The sequence below is a fragment of the Chitinophaga terrae (ex Kim and Jung 2007) genome, assembly GCF_900107795.1.
Lineage (GTDB): Bacteria > Bacteroidota > Bacteroidia > Chitinophagales > Chitinophagaceae > Chitinophaga > Chitinophaga terrae.
On the sequence record NZ_FNRL01000018.1, the window covers coordinates 36,396 to 50,447 of the forward strand.

The 14,052-nt window shown below is 46.5% G+C and carries 13 protein-coding genes; 5 read left to right on the forward strand and 8 right to left on the reverse strand.

The annotated features are described in order from the left end of the window. Window positions 1-41 precede the first annotated feature (41 nt). On the reverse strand, window positions 42-980 hold the full coding sequence (locus BLV62_RS18295; protein WP_089763416.1) for a LysR family transcriptional regulator: 939 nt from the start codon (window positions 978-980) through the stop codon (window positions 42-44). A 96-nt stretch (window positions 981-1,076) separates the two neighbouring features. Here BLV62_RS18295 and BLV62_RS18300 point away from each other — a divergent pair, with 96 nt between their 5' ends. Further along, a complete protein-coding gene (locus tag BLV62_RS18300; RefSeq protein ID WP_089763417.1) occupies window positions 1,077-2,288 on the forward strand; it encodes an MFS transporter in 1,212 nt (403 codons plus the stop codon). 40 nt (window positions 2,289-2,328) lie between these two features. On the opposite strand, the gene BLV62_RS18305 is transcribed toward BLV62_RS18300, so the two are convergent. The 3 genes from BLV62_RS18305 to BLV62_RS18315 all read right to left on the reverse strand — a co-directional run bounded on the left by BLV62_RS18305 (window position 2,329) and on the right by BLV62_RS18315 (window position 5,180). Next, complete coding sequence (locus tag BLV62_RS18305; protein WP_089763418.1) at window positions 2,329-3,486, reverse strand: SGNH/GDSL hydrolase family protein; 1,158 nt, start codon at window positions 3,484-3,486, stop codon at window positions 2,329-2,331. Between the two features lie 276 nt (window positions 3,487-3,762). After that, a complete protein-coding gene (locus BLV62_RS18310; protein WP_089763419.1) occupies window positions 3,763-4,128 on the reverse strand; it encodes a VOC family protein in 366 nt (121 codons plus the stop codon). Between the two features lie 11 nt (window positions 4,129-4,139). Then, entirely contained in the window at window positions 4,140-5,180 is a 1,041-nt protein-coding gene (locus BLV62_RS18315; RefSeq protein WP_089763420.1) for a serine hydrolase domain-containing protein, read from the reverse strand. Window positions 5,181-5,409: 229 nt separating this feature from the next. Here BLV62_RS18315 and BLV62_RS18320 point away from each other — a divergent pair, with 229 nt between their 5' ends. Together BLV62_RS18320 and msrB are read left to right on the forward strand one after the other, a co-directional pair. Further along, the gene (locus BLV62_RS18320) at window positions 5,410-7,071 is read left to right on the forward strand and encodes a lectin (RefSeq protein WP_225889633.1); all 1,662 of its coding nucleotides are present in this window, start codon (window positions 5,410-5,412) and stop codon (window positions 7,069-7,071) included. Window positions 7,072-7,286: 215 nt separating this feature from the next. Continuing rightward, on the forward strand, window positions 7,287-7,715 hold the full coding sequence (gene msrB / locus BLV62_RS18325; protein ID WP_225889634.1) for a peptide-methionine (R)-S-oxide reductase MsrB: 429 nt from the start codon (window positions 7,287-7,289) through the stop codon (window positions 7,713-7,715). On the opposite strand, the gene BLV62_RS18330 is transcribed toward msrB, so the two are convergent. Further along, a complete protein-coding gene (locus BLV62_RS18330) occupies window positions 7,658-8,842 on the reverse strand; it encodes a serine hydrolase domain-containing protein (RefSeq protein WP_089763422.1) in 1,185 nt (394 codons plus the stop codon). The genes msrB and BLV62_RS18330 overlap by 58 nt on opposite strands. Before the next feature lie 69 nt (window positions 8,843-8,911). Beyond that, a complete protein-coding gene (locus BLV62_RS18335; protein ID WP_168927900.1) occupies window positions 8,912-10,030 on the reverse strand; it encodes a helix-turn-helix domain-containing protein in 1,119 nt (372 codons plus the stop codon). 157 nt (window positions 10,031-10,187) lie between these two features. On the opposite strand from BLV62_RS18335, the gene BLV62_RS18340 reads away from it, so the two are divergent. Continuing rightward, window positions 10,188-10,901: a hypothetical protein gene (locus BLV62_RS18340; protein ID WP_089763424.1), complete on the forward strand. Its 714-nt coding sequence runs from the start codon at window positions 10,188-10,190 to the stop codon at window positions 10,899-10,901. 14 nt (window positions 10,902-10,915) lie between these two features. Here the strand turns inward: BLV62_RS18340 and BLV62_RS18345 are convergent, their stop codons facing one another. Then, complete coding sequence (locus tag BLV62_RS18345; protein WP_089763474.1) at window positions 10,916-11,647, reverse strand: DUF481 domain-containing protein; 732 nt, start codon at window positions 11,645-11,647, stop codon at window positions 10,916-10,918. 178 nt (window positions 11,648-11,825) lie between these two features. On the opposite strand from BLV62_RS18345, the gene BLV62_RS18350 reads away from it, so the two are divergent. Then, entirely contained in the window at window positions 11,826-12,686 is an 861-nt protein-coding gene (locus BLV62_RS18350; RefSeq protein WP_089763425.1) for a sugar phosphate isomerase/epimerase family protein, read from the forward strand. 208 nt (window positions 12,687-12,894) lie between these two features. Here BLV62_RS18350 and BLV62_RS18355 read toward each other — a convergent pair whose 3' ends face one another. Then, window positions 12,895-14,040, reverse strand: coding sequence for an efflux RND transporter periplasmic adaptor subunit (locus BLV62_RS18355; protein WP_089763475.1), 1,146 nt, complete (start codon window positions 14,038-14,040; stop codon window positions 12,895-12,897). Window positions 14,041-14,052 lie beyond the last annotated feature (12 nt).

Here is a 14,052-nt window from a genome sequence, read left to right on the forward strand (position 1 = left end):
ATTCTTAACTGCTTATAACGATCAAGTATAAACGCAGATGATTACGCATCAACTAATTCCTCTTCCACATCAGCCGCCAAACCCGGCGCCTGTTCCAGGAAAATATTTTCGATCATCTCTATTTCCTTGCTGTACATAGTCTTCTTGCGCTTGCCGAAGTAGAGGGTGTTTTCCATTACCTTATTTCCTTCCCATACCTGCTTTAACTTACCGTTGTTCAGCTCCTGCCGGCAAAGGAAATCAGGGATAATAGCAAATCCTTTCGAATCGCTCATACAGCGTACAATAGAGCATTTATTGGGAACAATATAGTTAGGTTTGAAATCGGGATGCTTTCCAAAATTACAGAGCCAGAATTTCCTCATATTTTCCATATCCGCTGCCGTCGTGTACCAGGTCTGGTCTTTCAGCCATTTTTCAGCTTCGTTGTATTGCCCTTTCCTGATCAGCTTTGAGAAAGCAGCAGTATCCTGTTTCCCTCCCGCTACCAGCACTATTCTTTCTTTAGCGAAAGGACGATAAGTGATAGATGGCTGATTCCCTTTCTGGGGGCTGACAATCAGATCGAGGACGCCATGATCCAGGTCCTGCTGCATTTCAGGATATTCCCCGAATTTGATGTTCAGGTTGAAAGGCAGCGAAGAAATATATTGCTCCAGGGTGAACTGGAAAGTTTCCAGGCACATTCCAATGCTGATGGTAGATTTATTGGAGGCGGCGCTTTTATGAAAATGCTGTTCTGCTTCTTCCAGTTTATTAACTGCTTCCAATATATAGTTGTAAAGCACTTTAGCCCTTTCTGTAGGCACCATTTTCCTGGCCGTTCTGTCGAACAGTTTATATCCTACATAAGCTTCCAGCGAATTCAGATGCAGGCTAACTCCCGGTTGCGATACATATAATTGTTGGGCGGCGCCTGTCAGCGATCCCGTTTCGTAAATGGTTTTAAACGTGCGGAACCATTCCATATTCAGTAACATGATCTATAACTTTTCTGATACAAATCTAGCATTTATACTATTATGATAATAATTGTTGTGCAGGTAATTTTGTGTCATCAAAAAAATTAAACAGCAATGAAACAAACAGAATCGATAGCGCTGGCGCAACACATACCTGCTCAAAAGGGCTTGCACCCTGCATTATGGGCACTGACAATCAGTGCTTTTGCTATCGGAACAACAGAATTTGTGGCAGTGGGCATACTTCCTACCATTGCCGATAGTCTTGGCGTCACTATTTCTTCCTCCGGCCTGCTGGTGAGCATCTATGCGCTTGGCGTGGCATTGGGAGGACCAGTACTGACGGCGTTGACAAGTAATGTTCCCAGAAAATTGCTTTTAGTATCCTGTATGGGCTTATTCATAGCAGGTCATATCGCCTCCGCTGTTGCACCAGGCTTCCTTTTCCTGCTGGCTTCCCGCTTCATCTCCGGCTTTGCCCACGCCGTATTCTTCGGTGTAGGCGCTACTATTGCCGCTTCCATCGTACCTCCCGATAAAAAGGCCACCGCTATTGCCATTATGTTTGCGGGTCTTACTATCGCCATTATAGTTGGCGTACCATTAGGCACCGTGATAGGGCAGCATTTCGGCTGGAGGGCCACCTTTGTTGGCGTAGCTATCCTGGGCAGCATTGGCCTGGTAGCCAACATGCTGCTGTTGCCTGCCAATTTACCAGCAGGGCTGCCGCTTAAGATCAAAGACCAACTAAAAGTATTAGCCAACAAACATATCCTGCTGGTGCTGGCCATCACAGCGCTTGGCTACGGCGGCACTTTCGTGGTATTCACCTACATGGCCACCCTGCTCGAAAAAACCACCGGTTTCAGCGCCAATACCGTGAGCATCCTGTTACTGGTATACGGCGTAGCTATTGCTATCGGCAACCTGCTTGGCGGTAAATTATCGAATCATCAACCTGCTAAAATCTTAGTACGCTTGTTTGTACTCCAGGCTATTGCATTGCTGGTGTTCAACTTTACAGATGTAAACCCCGTAGCGGGCGTGATCACCTTGCTTTTCATAGGCGGCTTTTCATTTGCCACCGTACCTGGCCTGCAACTTTACATTGTGCAACTGGCAAGCAAGTACCTACCGGGAACGGAAGACATTTCATCTGCCCTGAATATTTCCGCTTTCAATCTCGGCGTAGCAATGGGAGCGTTCATAGGAGGACTGGTAGTAGATTCGCCGGCATTGGGATTGAATGCAACTCCCTGGGTCGGAGCCATCATTGTGCTGATCAGCGCAGGACTTACTGTGATCAGTTACCGGAATAATAAGTAAAAAGCGGAAGCCGGCGCATAAGTGCCGGCTTCTTCAATATCTATTCGTTCACCAGGAAATAAACAATGCGGCATACTTCTTTTCCGCCGCCGGTTTCAATTCTCAGGGTATGCGGACCAGCCGTCAACCCATCACCCAACAACAAATACCAGGGCAGGTATAAACCGTTGCTCCATTGCGTATGCGTGTTCTTCGTTTGTACGGGACCGTTATCAATGCTGTAACTGATAGTCCCGGCGTCAGGGCCGGAAACAATAGCAATCCCCACTGCCCGGCCGGTGAACGGAAATTCAACTACGGCATTGGCAGAATCAGATACCAGCATGGGAACATTTACAAAACCTTCCCGTGTTCCCACGTTATCTGCCGGTTTCCAGCGTTCGTCGATCCTGAATCCCCTGATGATCTTAGCCTGGTGAATATCAGCGTACTTCCCTTTTTCATAATTGAACTTATCCGCAGGCTTAGGCAGCTTTGCCGCCACCAGTTTAGCCGGGGCAGGTTTTGAAAAAGCTTCATCCAGCAATACTTTGATCGTATTGAAATACAGCGTTTGCCCGAATGGCGAAGGATGAAGATCTTTAAAATCCTCTTTCCAGGTGAATTCGCCGGCATCTATGCGGGTTGTAACTTCCTTAGCGAGGTTTATAAAAGGAAGATGGTATTTCTTAGCCATATCTTCATGCACCCTGACTTCCAAAGGTATTTTCCCCGCCCTGTAGTCTGCCATTTTATCTTCATCCACAAATGCCATTAATACAATATTCATCTCCGGGTTCACGGCAAGGGCATGCCGGATGATCCCTTCCATTGCCCTGCGTTGGGTTATCTCGTTTGTTTCATTGACCTGGTCATTCACCGCCGCTTCCAGGAAAAGCAGGTCGGTTTTGCCTAATTCTGCCACATCACGCCCGAACCTGAACGAATGCGGCAGGCTGCCAAGCGACGGAATGCCGGCATTGTTGAACGTCCACCTGGTATGCGGGTACGCCGCTCTCAGGTAATCGCCCACCTGGTCTCTCCACCCCGTCATATTGGTAATGGAGCCGCCCAGGAAAGTAACCGTTACTTTTTTATCTTCCTTTAAATGGTATAAAGTATTATTGAGATCGCCATATTGGGAAATGAACCGCTGCTGCGCCATGGCACTAACAGCCAGGCATATACTAAATATTACACTGCAAAAAGATCTGATCATATCGTCCGTATTCTATGCGTCAAATTTATGGGGTGATGGTTGCAGTACCTGCAAGTAAATTGACCGAGGCTGGTAGTATTTTCACGTGCGGGTTTCACGCAGAGGGGCTAAGGAGGCAAAGAGGCGTAATTTTTTTTTAAGATGCATGAGATTGAGGCGGAGATGATTTTTAGAGATGTAAGGATTGAAGCGGAGATGTTTTTTTGATTGAAGTGGAGATGTTTTTTAGAGATGTAAGGATTGAAGCGGAGATGATGCTCATCAAACCCTTGGTTTTCAACTATCCAAGGGTTGCTGGATGATAACGCAGACATCTGAAGGATCTTTTAACGCAAATTCTTTCAGTCCCCAGGGTTGGATCTTAACCTGCTTCAGGTTAGGATGAAGCAGGTCGGGCGCCCGGTTGCTAATCTCTCTGAACAATGCGTCGATGTCGTCAGTTTCTATACGGATCTCGGGCCTGTCTTTGGCTGCAAACTCAGCATCTTTCACCAATTGCAGGATCACCTCGTCTTTTTCGACCAGGTAAAAAGTGTCGTTATCCTGGTAGGTGATTTCGAAACCCAGGCCGTCGACAAATAATTTCAGACCATGTTGTATGTCTGCATAAAAGATCTTTGGAATAACTTTGAGGAGTTTCATTTGTTGAAGTATTATCTTGCCAGCGCCCTTATCTTCAGGCAGGTTGGCGTTGTTTTTACAAATCCTTTATCTACAAATGTAAAGATAATACCTGTAAGGCGTTTTGAACGGTTGATCCAGGGATGACTGCCAAACAATCCAGGGCTGGTATTCTCTACCAGGTTGTCGTTTTCTGCGGTCACATCTCTCCAGTTCCCTATCCCATAAAAGTTCCTGGAATTAAGCAGGGCAAGCGGGTAAGGCGAATAACCCACTTTTGCATCTGCCGTATATCCTTTCTCCATCAGTGCGATGGCATTTTCGCTGAGCACCCTTTTACCGGTATAGGCGATACCGTTATTCATCAGCATGTCCAGGAAACGAATATAGTCGTTAGCGGTTGATCTTACCCCTCCGGCAATCTGCGGGTTGGCAGTCATGCCATAATCGGTATTTGTCATACCGCAGGGATTGAAGATCTTTTCCGCTGCCAGCACCTTCCAGCTTTTACCGGATGCCACTTCGCAGATCCGCCCCGCGATCTGCATGCTTAGTCCGCCGTAATAAAAGGTGCTGCCCGGCTGGTAGGCCAGGTCCACGTTCCGGGCTACCTGTTCGGCGCATTGGCTTAAGGTAGATAATACATTGCTTTCATACCCCTGGGTAGAATTTCCCGGGAACCCGGAGGTATGGGAGAATAATTGAGCGATGGTGATATTGCCTTTGCCGTAAGCAGTATAAACAGGCAGAAATTTGCCAATGGTATCTGTCAGTTTGATCTTGCCTTCGTCGACAAGGCTCATCAGTACCGCTGCGGAGATCCATTTGGAACAGGAAGCGATCAGCAGCCTGGTATTCCCGTCGTACCCGCCGAAACCCCGTTCATATACCACCCGGCCGTCGACATGAATGATCGTATAGCACTTGCCGTTAAAGACTGTTGATACTGAATCTTTTAGCACCTGGTCGATTTCTCCGTATCCCCTGGAAACAACTACGCTGGATTCCTTTTTAGTACAACTGAGCAGCAGGCTAAAAATGAGGCTAAATAACATAATACGGCATATCGACATAGAAACGAATTAAAATCCAATGCAATATTACTGCAGTTATTTTTTCATATCGCATCAATATTTGCAAGATTTATAAAGTTATAAAAAATTAGGGCAGTGTTAGCCCTTTATTATGGTGAACATTAGTGCCAACTTCCTTTCTTGCAACAGAATAGTTTCCACGTTTTTATCACTTGGCCCAAAGAATTGAAGACCCGATAGTAATTCCTAATCATCAATTGTTCCACACATGAAAAACAAGTTGCATTTTCTTTTCATTTTATCCATTGCGGTTTTATTTGGTTGCCGGAAGACGGGAGTTAACAGCAAGTTAGACCCGATCAATGGCAGTAAATCCGGCGTTGTAGCACTGGGATCCCCTGTTGGCGATGTGGTTGGAAAAATAACGGTAGGTTACCAGGGTTGGTTTGCCGCCATAGGCGATGGCTCGCCTATCAACGCATGGTGGCACTGGACCCAGAACTGGGGAGCGGCCCCATCTCCCTCAAATAATGGCATCAAATCATGGCCCGATGTCAGGGATTACACAAACACTTATCAAACCGGCTGGGCAAATCTAAACAACGGGCAGCCGGCCAAACTCTTTTCTTCATTCAGCGATCAGACTATCAACACGCACTTCCAATGGATGCAGCAGAATGATATTGATTGCGCAGCGCTGCAACGTTTCAACCCCAATGGCTCCGAAGGGCCGGTGAGAGACGCCATCACAGCGAAAGTAAAAACTGCCGCCGAAACCTACGGCCGGAAGTTCTATATTATGTACGATGTAAGCGGCTGGACCAATATGCAGTCAGAAATTAAAACTGACTGGACTAATAAAATGTCGGCATACACCTCCTCTTCTGCTTACGCCAAACAAAATGGCAAACCTGTTGTCTGCATCTGGGGTTTCGGATTTAACGACAACAACCACCCATGGTCGGCGGCGGTATGCCTGGATGTGATCAACTGGTTCAAAAGCCAGGGTTGTTATGTGATCGGCGGCGTACCTACCCACTGGCGCACTGAAACCAGCGATTCCAGGCCTGCATTCCTGAACACCTACAAAGCGTTCAATATGCTGTCGCCATGGATGGTAGGCCGTATCGGCAACGTGAACGACGTAGATAATTTCTACAATAACGTTCAACAGGCGGATCAGACCTATTGCAATAACAATGGCATCGATTTTCAGCCATGCGTACTGCCGGGCGATCTGCAGGAACACCAGAGAGCGCACGGCGATTTCATGTGGCGCCAGTTTTACAATATGGTGAGGCTGGGCGCCCAGGGCATCTATATTTCCATGTTCGACGAATATAATGAAGGCAACCAGATCGCGAAAACGGCTGAAAATGCCTCTTTCATTCCTGCAGGTTCCAATTTTGTAACACTGGATGAAGATGGCGTTGCCTGCTCGGCCGATTATTACCTCCGGTTAACGAGGGATGGAGGCAGAATGCTGAAAGGACAGATCGCGTTAACGGCTACCCGCCCTACTGCCCCGATACCGGGAGGAGGTACCGGTATCCCTTATGGACAGACCATTACCCTCAAAGGCTCCAACAACCTCTATGTATGCAGTGAAAACGGCGCCCAGCCAATGAATTGCAACCGCGCCGCCGTAGGCGGATGGGAACAATTCACCGTGGTAAACCCGGGCGGTGGAAAAGTAGTGCTGCAAAACGGCGGATTTTATGTGTGCAGTGAGGACGGCGCCCAACCCATGAACTGCAACCGTACTGCTATTGGCCCATGGGAACAGTTCGACTGGATCGACAACGGCGATGGAACCATATCCCTGAAAGGCAGCAACGGTAAATATGTATCCAGCGAAAACGGAACCATATCCATGACCTGCACCCGGTCTGCCATTGGCGCTACAGAAAAATTCAGGGTGAATCAATAGGAACTATTCAATACCATATTCCGGGTACCTTTCCTCATCACTATCGGGTTGAAGGGTACCCGGATTTCTTTATCCAATAAAGCAGTAACTTTATGTAATTAGTTCACCTAAGCGGGGTTGCAATGAGAACGATCTTATTTCTTATAGTATTAATGGCTACACAGATAGCTTGTCATAGTCAAAACACCAATAGTCAAACATCTAATCAAACGCAGATGAAGAACCCGTATTACTCCAGAACGGATACGCAGAAGCTGCATGTCAGCAATGCGGAGTGGAAAAAGATCCTGCCGCCGGACCTTTACGCTGTTGCCAGGGAAGCCGCAACAGAAAGGCCATTTACAGGCAAGTACTGGGATGCTGATGTGAAAGGCATGTATTACTGCGCAGTTTGCGGGAACCCGCTTTTCAGGTCCACCGCCAAATTTGCCAGCAGTTGCGGCTGGCCCAGTTTCTTTGAAGCTGTTAGCGATCACAGTGTGATCTATAAAGACGACCATTCCTATGGTATGGACAGGATCGAAGTGTTGTGCGGCAGGTGCAACTCGCACCTGGGACATATTTTCGACGACGGTCCCCCTCCTACTCACAAACGCTTCTGTATGAATTCTGTATCGCTGGACTTTGAGCCGGATACAAAATAATCAAGAAATGCTTTGGCAAAAGCGGATGCTGAAATATGTTTATTCAGACTTCGCCTGAACGGATCAGACATTGCCAATGGCAACCCGGGAACCGGATGAATAATATGGTAAAAGGGCCTGCTCAGATCCTGCGAATTGGCCAGGATAATAAAAGTAAGGTCCTTTTCCGGCACCCGGAGAAATAACGCCGAATACCCTGTCCACCAGCCTGTATGCCAGGTTACTTTCATTCCCCTGTATTCTTCTATAAACCATCCCAGGCCATACTGGATCTTCTTTCCTTTTGGAGTCACAAACGGGGTAAACACCTGGTTCCAGGTTTCGGGTTTCAAAAACTTTCCCTCATCGATCGCAGCGGCATATACTGCCAGATCGGTAACACAGCTTCGGATACCGGCCGCTACGCCAAACCCGTATTTAAAAGTAACGGGTACTATTTGCTTGTTCTTCCAATCGTAGGGTAAGGCTGTTGCCTGCCTTACGCTATCTGCATTTTGCCCGGTAACCGCAAAACTTGCACTATCGTCTGGCGTTGGCACGGTATGCCGCAACTGCAAAGGATCAAGTATCTCCTGTTGTAGGTTTTCTGCTACCGATTGGCCTGAAACCTGGGTTAAAGCCTGCCCTAGCTGCTGATACCAGAAACCATTATACCTGAATTGATAACCGGGCTTAAAACCGTTAAAATCGCCTCCCATAGCCGTATGTGTCAGCAGGTGTTTCAGCCTGATCCTCGGATCGCTTTGCCAGCGGGCGCCCAGGTTGATCTTATATTTCGCGATAGGATCGTCCAGGCTTAAAGTGCCTTTTTCTACCTGTTGCATCAGCAAAATGGAACCGAAGGTTTTAGTAACAGAAGCTATTTCATACAAGGTATACTCGTCAGGAACCTTTTTCAGGGAAATATCGGCATATCCAAATCCTTTCTTCCATACCAGCCGGCCTTTGTAAACAATACCGGCAGAAAACCCCGGGATATGATAACGGTTGCGCAGGTGCTCCAGTTTCTTTTCGAAAGAAGCAAATGGCGACGGAATTGTGTCGCCGGGCGCCAGGGATTTGGCTGTCTTAAACGGGAAAATTGCAATAGTAAAAATGAGAAATACTGTCTTTAAACCAGGTGCCATACAGAAAAATGTTTATTGCAAAAATGCGCCAAAGCCTCGCCAGGACCTACTCAAATCCGGATTTAAGTACTAATTATAACGGGTTTTCTCCTTTTTGAATGCGGTTGGCGACAGCCCTGTCACCTGCTTAAACGCCCGCTGGAAAGTTGCCTGGGAAGAGAAGCCGCAATCATACGCAATACTGGTAATTGTATACGTCTCGTTTTCCGAGTTTAGCAATTTTTCCTTGAATAATTCGACCCGGTATTCGTTCACAAACTCGTTAAAGTTTTTGCCCAGATGTTGGTTTAAGACCGCCGACAATTGTTTTGAGGGAACGCCGATGTGTTTTGCCAACCCGGTAAGACTTAACTCCGCATCCAGGTACAACTGCTCCTGCTCCATTACTTTTTTCAACTGTAGCAGCAAATCCCCAGCCTGTTCTTTGGAAAGAATATTTGCTGGCTTTTTTTCCCCTGTCTCCTGGTACGACATGATCAATCCTTTAATTCCAAACCAATAGATCAGCACCGTCATCGGCAGGTAAATCGGGTACCAGTCAAGGATCCCCAGCAACCGGTCGGTATATTCCGGGATAATGTAAGGAACCAGGAATAAAAACCAGATTCCAAGAAAAATCAGCATTAAACTTGTCATCTGTTTTAACCAGGCAAGTCCCGGCGTTGTACTGTTCTCCTGCTGATATTGTTTCAAATACCTGGCAGAAAGGAAAACATACCAGGCCAAAGACAGCCACCTGGGAATATCGGAGTAAACGTTGTAAGTATCAATGACCAGTACCCATGGCGCTGGTTTCCGTGGGATCACATTCAACAAAACACCTATTACATATATTTGTGCTATGAGCGCTGGTACAAGATCTACGACAATCGTGGCAAATTGCCATTTCCTTTGTTTGGTGATCGTAAATCCGGAATCAAGAAAAGATCGAATATAAAAATAGAATAAGGGGCCAAAAGGCATGGCAATAACCCAAGGCAGCAGCGCAGCTACAAACCTGAGGATACCGCTGCCATACCAGTTATAATAAGAACTATAAAGATTAAAGCTGGCCAGTGAGAGTAATGCAAGGAAAACCGCCAGCAGTTTGTTCGCGGATCTGCCCTTGCTCGTAGAGTACAGCAAATAGCTTACTATAAATCCCTGGAGTACACCCAATAAGATAATAGTTCTTAAAAAATTTGTCACTATGCCTTTTTTAGAAAATAAGATATGCGATGAAATCTGAAAATACAAAAAAAGGTGAAGCAGCTTGCAACTCATTATTCATAATGATTGTTTAGCATCATACCACCACTGGTTGAAAAACCTGACCATAAAATTTTACCCGTAAATCTGACAAGACATGAGACACAACGCACATCTGACCAGGACTGGCCCTAATGGATCCGAAGACCTGTTTGTAAGCGACTCGCTCCCCTTCTTCTGGCTGACACTGATCCGGGAGAAAGACCTGGAACAACTCAGCCAGTCCTCCACCCTGCGGATCAGCGGACAAACCGCCATTACCAACGGGCAGGCTACTTATCCGTTTATGGAAGAGTGTTTGCCTGACAGGCTGAAACTTTACCAGGACTTTATTGCTTACCTGGATAAACAGCTGTTGCCCGGCGATGAAATAGAGTTGAACCTGCTTCCGTTAGCTGACGGAAACATTCCCTCATTCTTACAGTCCTTAAAGGAAGAGTTGCAGGCAATGGAAATGTTTGATATCGAAAAAATAGAAGGCGCCTATAGCAACACTGATATTACCGCGTTACTTGGTGAAGGCCATTTCCCCGGAAACGACGCGGGGTTGTACGTGCAATCGTTCGCTCCTGTGGAAGTTACAACAGCCGAAGAAAAAGTTCCTGATGGGCCCTCGCTCATTGCGGCTATCGTGATCATACTGGCAGGCATCATCATCCTGTATGTTCCCTGGCAGGGTTACCGGAACGACGATATCAACCTCGCTGTAACCTGTTGTCTGCTGATCTCCCTGATCATCCTCGTCTATGGCTGCAGGCAATTGCTGGCCGCTGTAAGAAACAGGATGGTAAAGAAAACGCTTCAACCATAAGTATCGTGTGAAAGTCAGAAGAATTTTTCTATCGTAAGCCCGTAATTAAAAAGGAGGTTCTCTCTTTCTGTCCTGTTCAATTTGTTATAAGTCATAGCAGCAGTAATGCTAAGCCAGGAGCGCAGTTTCACAGACATGCTGTTATTGCATTTGATACTGTAATCCTCTCCGTGGAAGAAAGAATTCTGCAGGTAATTACTTCCTTCCAGTACAATAATATTTTTTATAACCCATTTGTACGAAAGCCTGAAAGAATTCCTGAGCGTCTGGTAAATATCCTGTATGGTATCGTGCAGGTACAGGTTGCTGGTTTCAAACAATAATCCATCGCTTAAATTCAATACCGCATTCTCCTTTTTGATCACGTCGTATGCCACCCCTAACCCAGACTGGAAGCGGTTGTTGATCTTCAGGGAAAAACTTTTATCATAGGTTGCAAGCCCCCAGTAATAAAACCTGTCGTTTCCCCTGTTGAAACTGAAATCCAACGCTGCAGAAATATCATCGTTCGTTAATTCCCTGTTTTGCTTTCCATACACGTAACTCCCGCCGGCATTCAGGGTAATTCGCTTTTTGCTGATCTTAAAGCCCATATTGTTATTCAACAGGTAAGCCGTTCCGTCGTTCGTCCTGTTGATGGAACCGGTAGAAGCATATTTGATATAGTAATGTACCGAATCGCTGAACTGCGCATACGATGTAACAAACAAGCATAAACTGACAAATAGTAAAACTAATCTCTTCATAATCCATTCCTTTAGTTTTCCAATGAGAGGTCGGGCTCTCCTGATCTGCGAAATATGGTCAACAAGCTGCAAAGATTCTTAAAAAAATGCTGATAGCATTATAAAAAACAAAGTTTTTTGAAGACCTTTAACCATACTACTTTACCAAATTGCATAAAAACCACGTAAAAAAATAGGTATGTCAACACGTCGGAACTTCCTGCTGCAAACAGCTTTGGGCTTTGGCGCCCTCGCCGTGCCAGGCCTGTCTGCAACTGCAGGTACCATAGTTAAAAAAGGAGAAACTGAAGCAGGTCCGCTGCTCCCTGTAGGCATGGCGGGTTATACTTTTGCAAAATTCAATATCGATCAGGCTATCGAAATGCTGAACCGTATCAATGTACGGAACCTCTCTTTAAAAGATATCCATCTGCCGATCAACAGCACGCCCGGGCAGATCCGGGAAGTGACGGAAAAAATAGCGAATGCCGGCATTAAAATTTATGCGGTTGGAGTTATCTATATGAAAACACAAACGGAAATTGACAACGCGTTTGCTTATGCAAAGCGTGTAGGCGTTCCGTTGATCGTGGGCGTTCCAACACCGGAGCTGCTGGATTATACAGAACAAAAAGTAAAGGAATACAATATCAAAATAGCAATCCATAATCATGGGCCGGAAGACAAACTTTATCCAGGCCCCAAAAGCGTGTATGATCTCATCAGGAATCGGGATGCCCGCATGGGTATCTGCCTGGATATCGGCCACGCTATGAGAGCCGGCGAAGAGCCGGCACAGGCGGTATTGAATTACCGGACCAGGCTATTCGATCTGCATATCAAAGACGTAACCGCTGCCGCCAAAGACGGTAAAGCTACAGAAATCGGCAGGGGCGTGATCGATTTCGGGAAGCTGACCACCAACCTGCTTAAAATACGTTACCCGGGTATATGCGCCATCGAATACGAAAAAGACATGAACGACCCACTGGTGGGCATCGCCGAATCGGTCGGCTACTTCCGCGGGGTTTCACGGGAGGTTTCACGCAAAGGGGCATAAGAAGCAAAGAAGCATAAGGATTTTTTTTAAGAGATATAAGAGTTATTAAGAAACATAAGAAAAAGAAATTTAAAACTGGAACTGTAAAAAATAAAAAGGAGCGAAGATTATACTGCATATCTCCGCTCCTTTTTTATTTCTTATCTAAACCTTTTTTCTTAGAAACTCTTATATCTCTTAAAAAAAAATCCTTATGCTTCTTTGCTTCTTATGCCCCTTTGCGTGAAACCTCCCGTAAAACCCGGACGTTGGGGGTTGCCGCATCATCCCTGACTTCCTCGCTGGCGGTAGTTACGAGGGTATCGCCTTCCTGCAGCGGACCGAATACTTCCGTTTGGCCGTTATCGGACCTGCCGGTTGTAACCGGGATCCATTTGGTTTTCTTATTCTCTATTTTGATCACGTATACGCCTTTGGTAGAGTTAAGCACTGCGGAACTAGGCACCACGAAGTTACTGGTAGCGCTGTTCAGCGGTAAAGATACTTCCACGATCATACCGGGTAAGAGTTCTTTGTTATCGTTCTGTACATCAATTTCGGTATGCTGGGAACGGAGCTTGCGGTCCAGGGCGCCGGCCATTCTTACTACTTTACCTTCAAATGCTTTATTGGCAAGGGAAGCAACGGTGAATTTCACCTGGTTTCCTTCAGTAAGATAGGTAGTATAGGCTTCTGGCACGCTTACAACCAGCCTTAATTTCTTTTGTTCCTGCAATGTGAAGATAGGTAACTCAGAACCTTTGCCTGAAGGGCCTACATAGGCGCCAGCGCTTACGTTACGGGCTGTGATCACGCCGCCGAAAGGGGCGCGGATCTCCAGGTAGTTGCGGTTGTCTCCTACCTCTCTGTGGGCAGCCCTGGCTGCTTCCAACTGTGCAAGGTCCGACTTCTGGCGGGCAAAGGCCAGGTCCAGGTCGTTCTGCGAAACAGTACCCGGAGTTTTACTGGTTTCCAGTAAACGATCGTATGTTGCCTTGCTGGACAAATAAATCGCTTCCTGGGATTTCAACCTGGATTCGGCGCCCGATAACTGCGCGTTCATTTCAGGCGCTTCCATTGTGGCCAGCAGTTGGCCGGCAACTACAGTACTTCCTACATCCACGTACAGTTTTCTTACAAAGCTATTCACCTTCGCATAAAGATCCACCTGCTGAAATGCTACCAGCTCGCCCGGTATGCGGATAGAGGAAGAAAGATTGCTTTTTTCCAGTGAAAATGCTTCCACTACATTAGCCGATGCCGCAGCAGATTCATGCTTTTCATCTTTTGCTCCGGAAGCGGTGCAGCTGGCCAAACCTGCCGCTACTGCCACGGGAAATAAGAAAGAAAACAAGGTACGGTAACCGCTTTTCATAAAATTTATTTT

Excerpts from the sequence above, each read along its gene's own strand:
- BLV62_RS18295 (WP_089763416.1), bottom strand. The coding sequence starts at position 980 with ATGTTACTGAATATGGAATGGTTCCGCACGTTTAAAACCATTTACGAA.
- BLV62_RS18300 (WP_089763417.1), top strand. The coding sequence starts at position 1,077 with ATGAAACAAACAGAATCGATAGCGCTGGCGCAACACATACCTGCTCAA.
- BLV62_RS18305 (WP_089763418.1), bottom strand. The coding sequence starts at position 3,486 with ATGATCAGATCTTTTTGCAGTGTAATATTTAGTATATGCCTGGCTGTT.
- BLV62_RS18310 (WP_089763419.1), bottom strand. The coding sequence starts at position 4,128 with ATGAAACTCCTCAAAGTTATTCCAAAGATCTTTTATGCAGACATACAA.
- BLV62_RS18315 (WP_089763420.1), bottom strand. The coding sequence starts at position 5,180 with ATGTCGATATGCCGTATTATGTTATTTAGCCTCATTTTTAGCCTGCTG.
- BLV62_RS18320 (WP_225889633.1), top strand. The coding sequence starts at position 5,410 with ATGAAAAACAAGTTGCATTTTCTTTTCATTTTATCCATTGCGGTTTTA.
- msrB (WP_225889634.1), top strand. The coding sequence starts at position 7,287 with ATGAAGAACCCGTATTACTCCAGAACGGATACGCAGAAGCTGCATGTC.
- BLV62_RS18330 (WP_089763422.1), bottom strand. The coding sequence starts at position 8,842 with ATGGCACCTGGTTTAAAGACAGTATTTCTCATTTTTACTATTGCAATT.
- BLV62_RS18340 (WP_089763424.1), top strand. The coding sequence starts at position 10,188 with ATGAGACACAACGCACATCTGACCAGGACTGGCCCTAATGGATCCGAA.
- BLV62_RS18345 (WP_089763474.1), bottom strand. The coding sequence starts at position 11,647 with ATGAAGAGATTAGTTTTACTATTTGTCAGTTTATGCTTGTTTGTTACA.
- BLV62_RS18350 (WP_089763425.1), top strand. The coding sequence starts at position 11,826 with ATGTCAACACGTCGGAACTTCCTGCTGCAAACAGCTTTGGGCTTTGGC.
- BLV62_RS18355 (WP_089763475.1), bottom strand. The coding sequence starts at position 14,040 with ATGAAAAGCGGTTACCGTACCTTGTTTTCTTTCTTATTTCCCGTGGCA.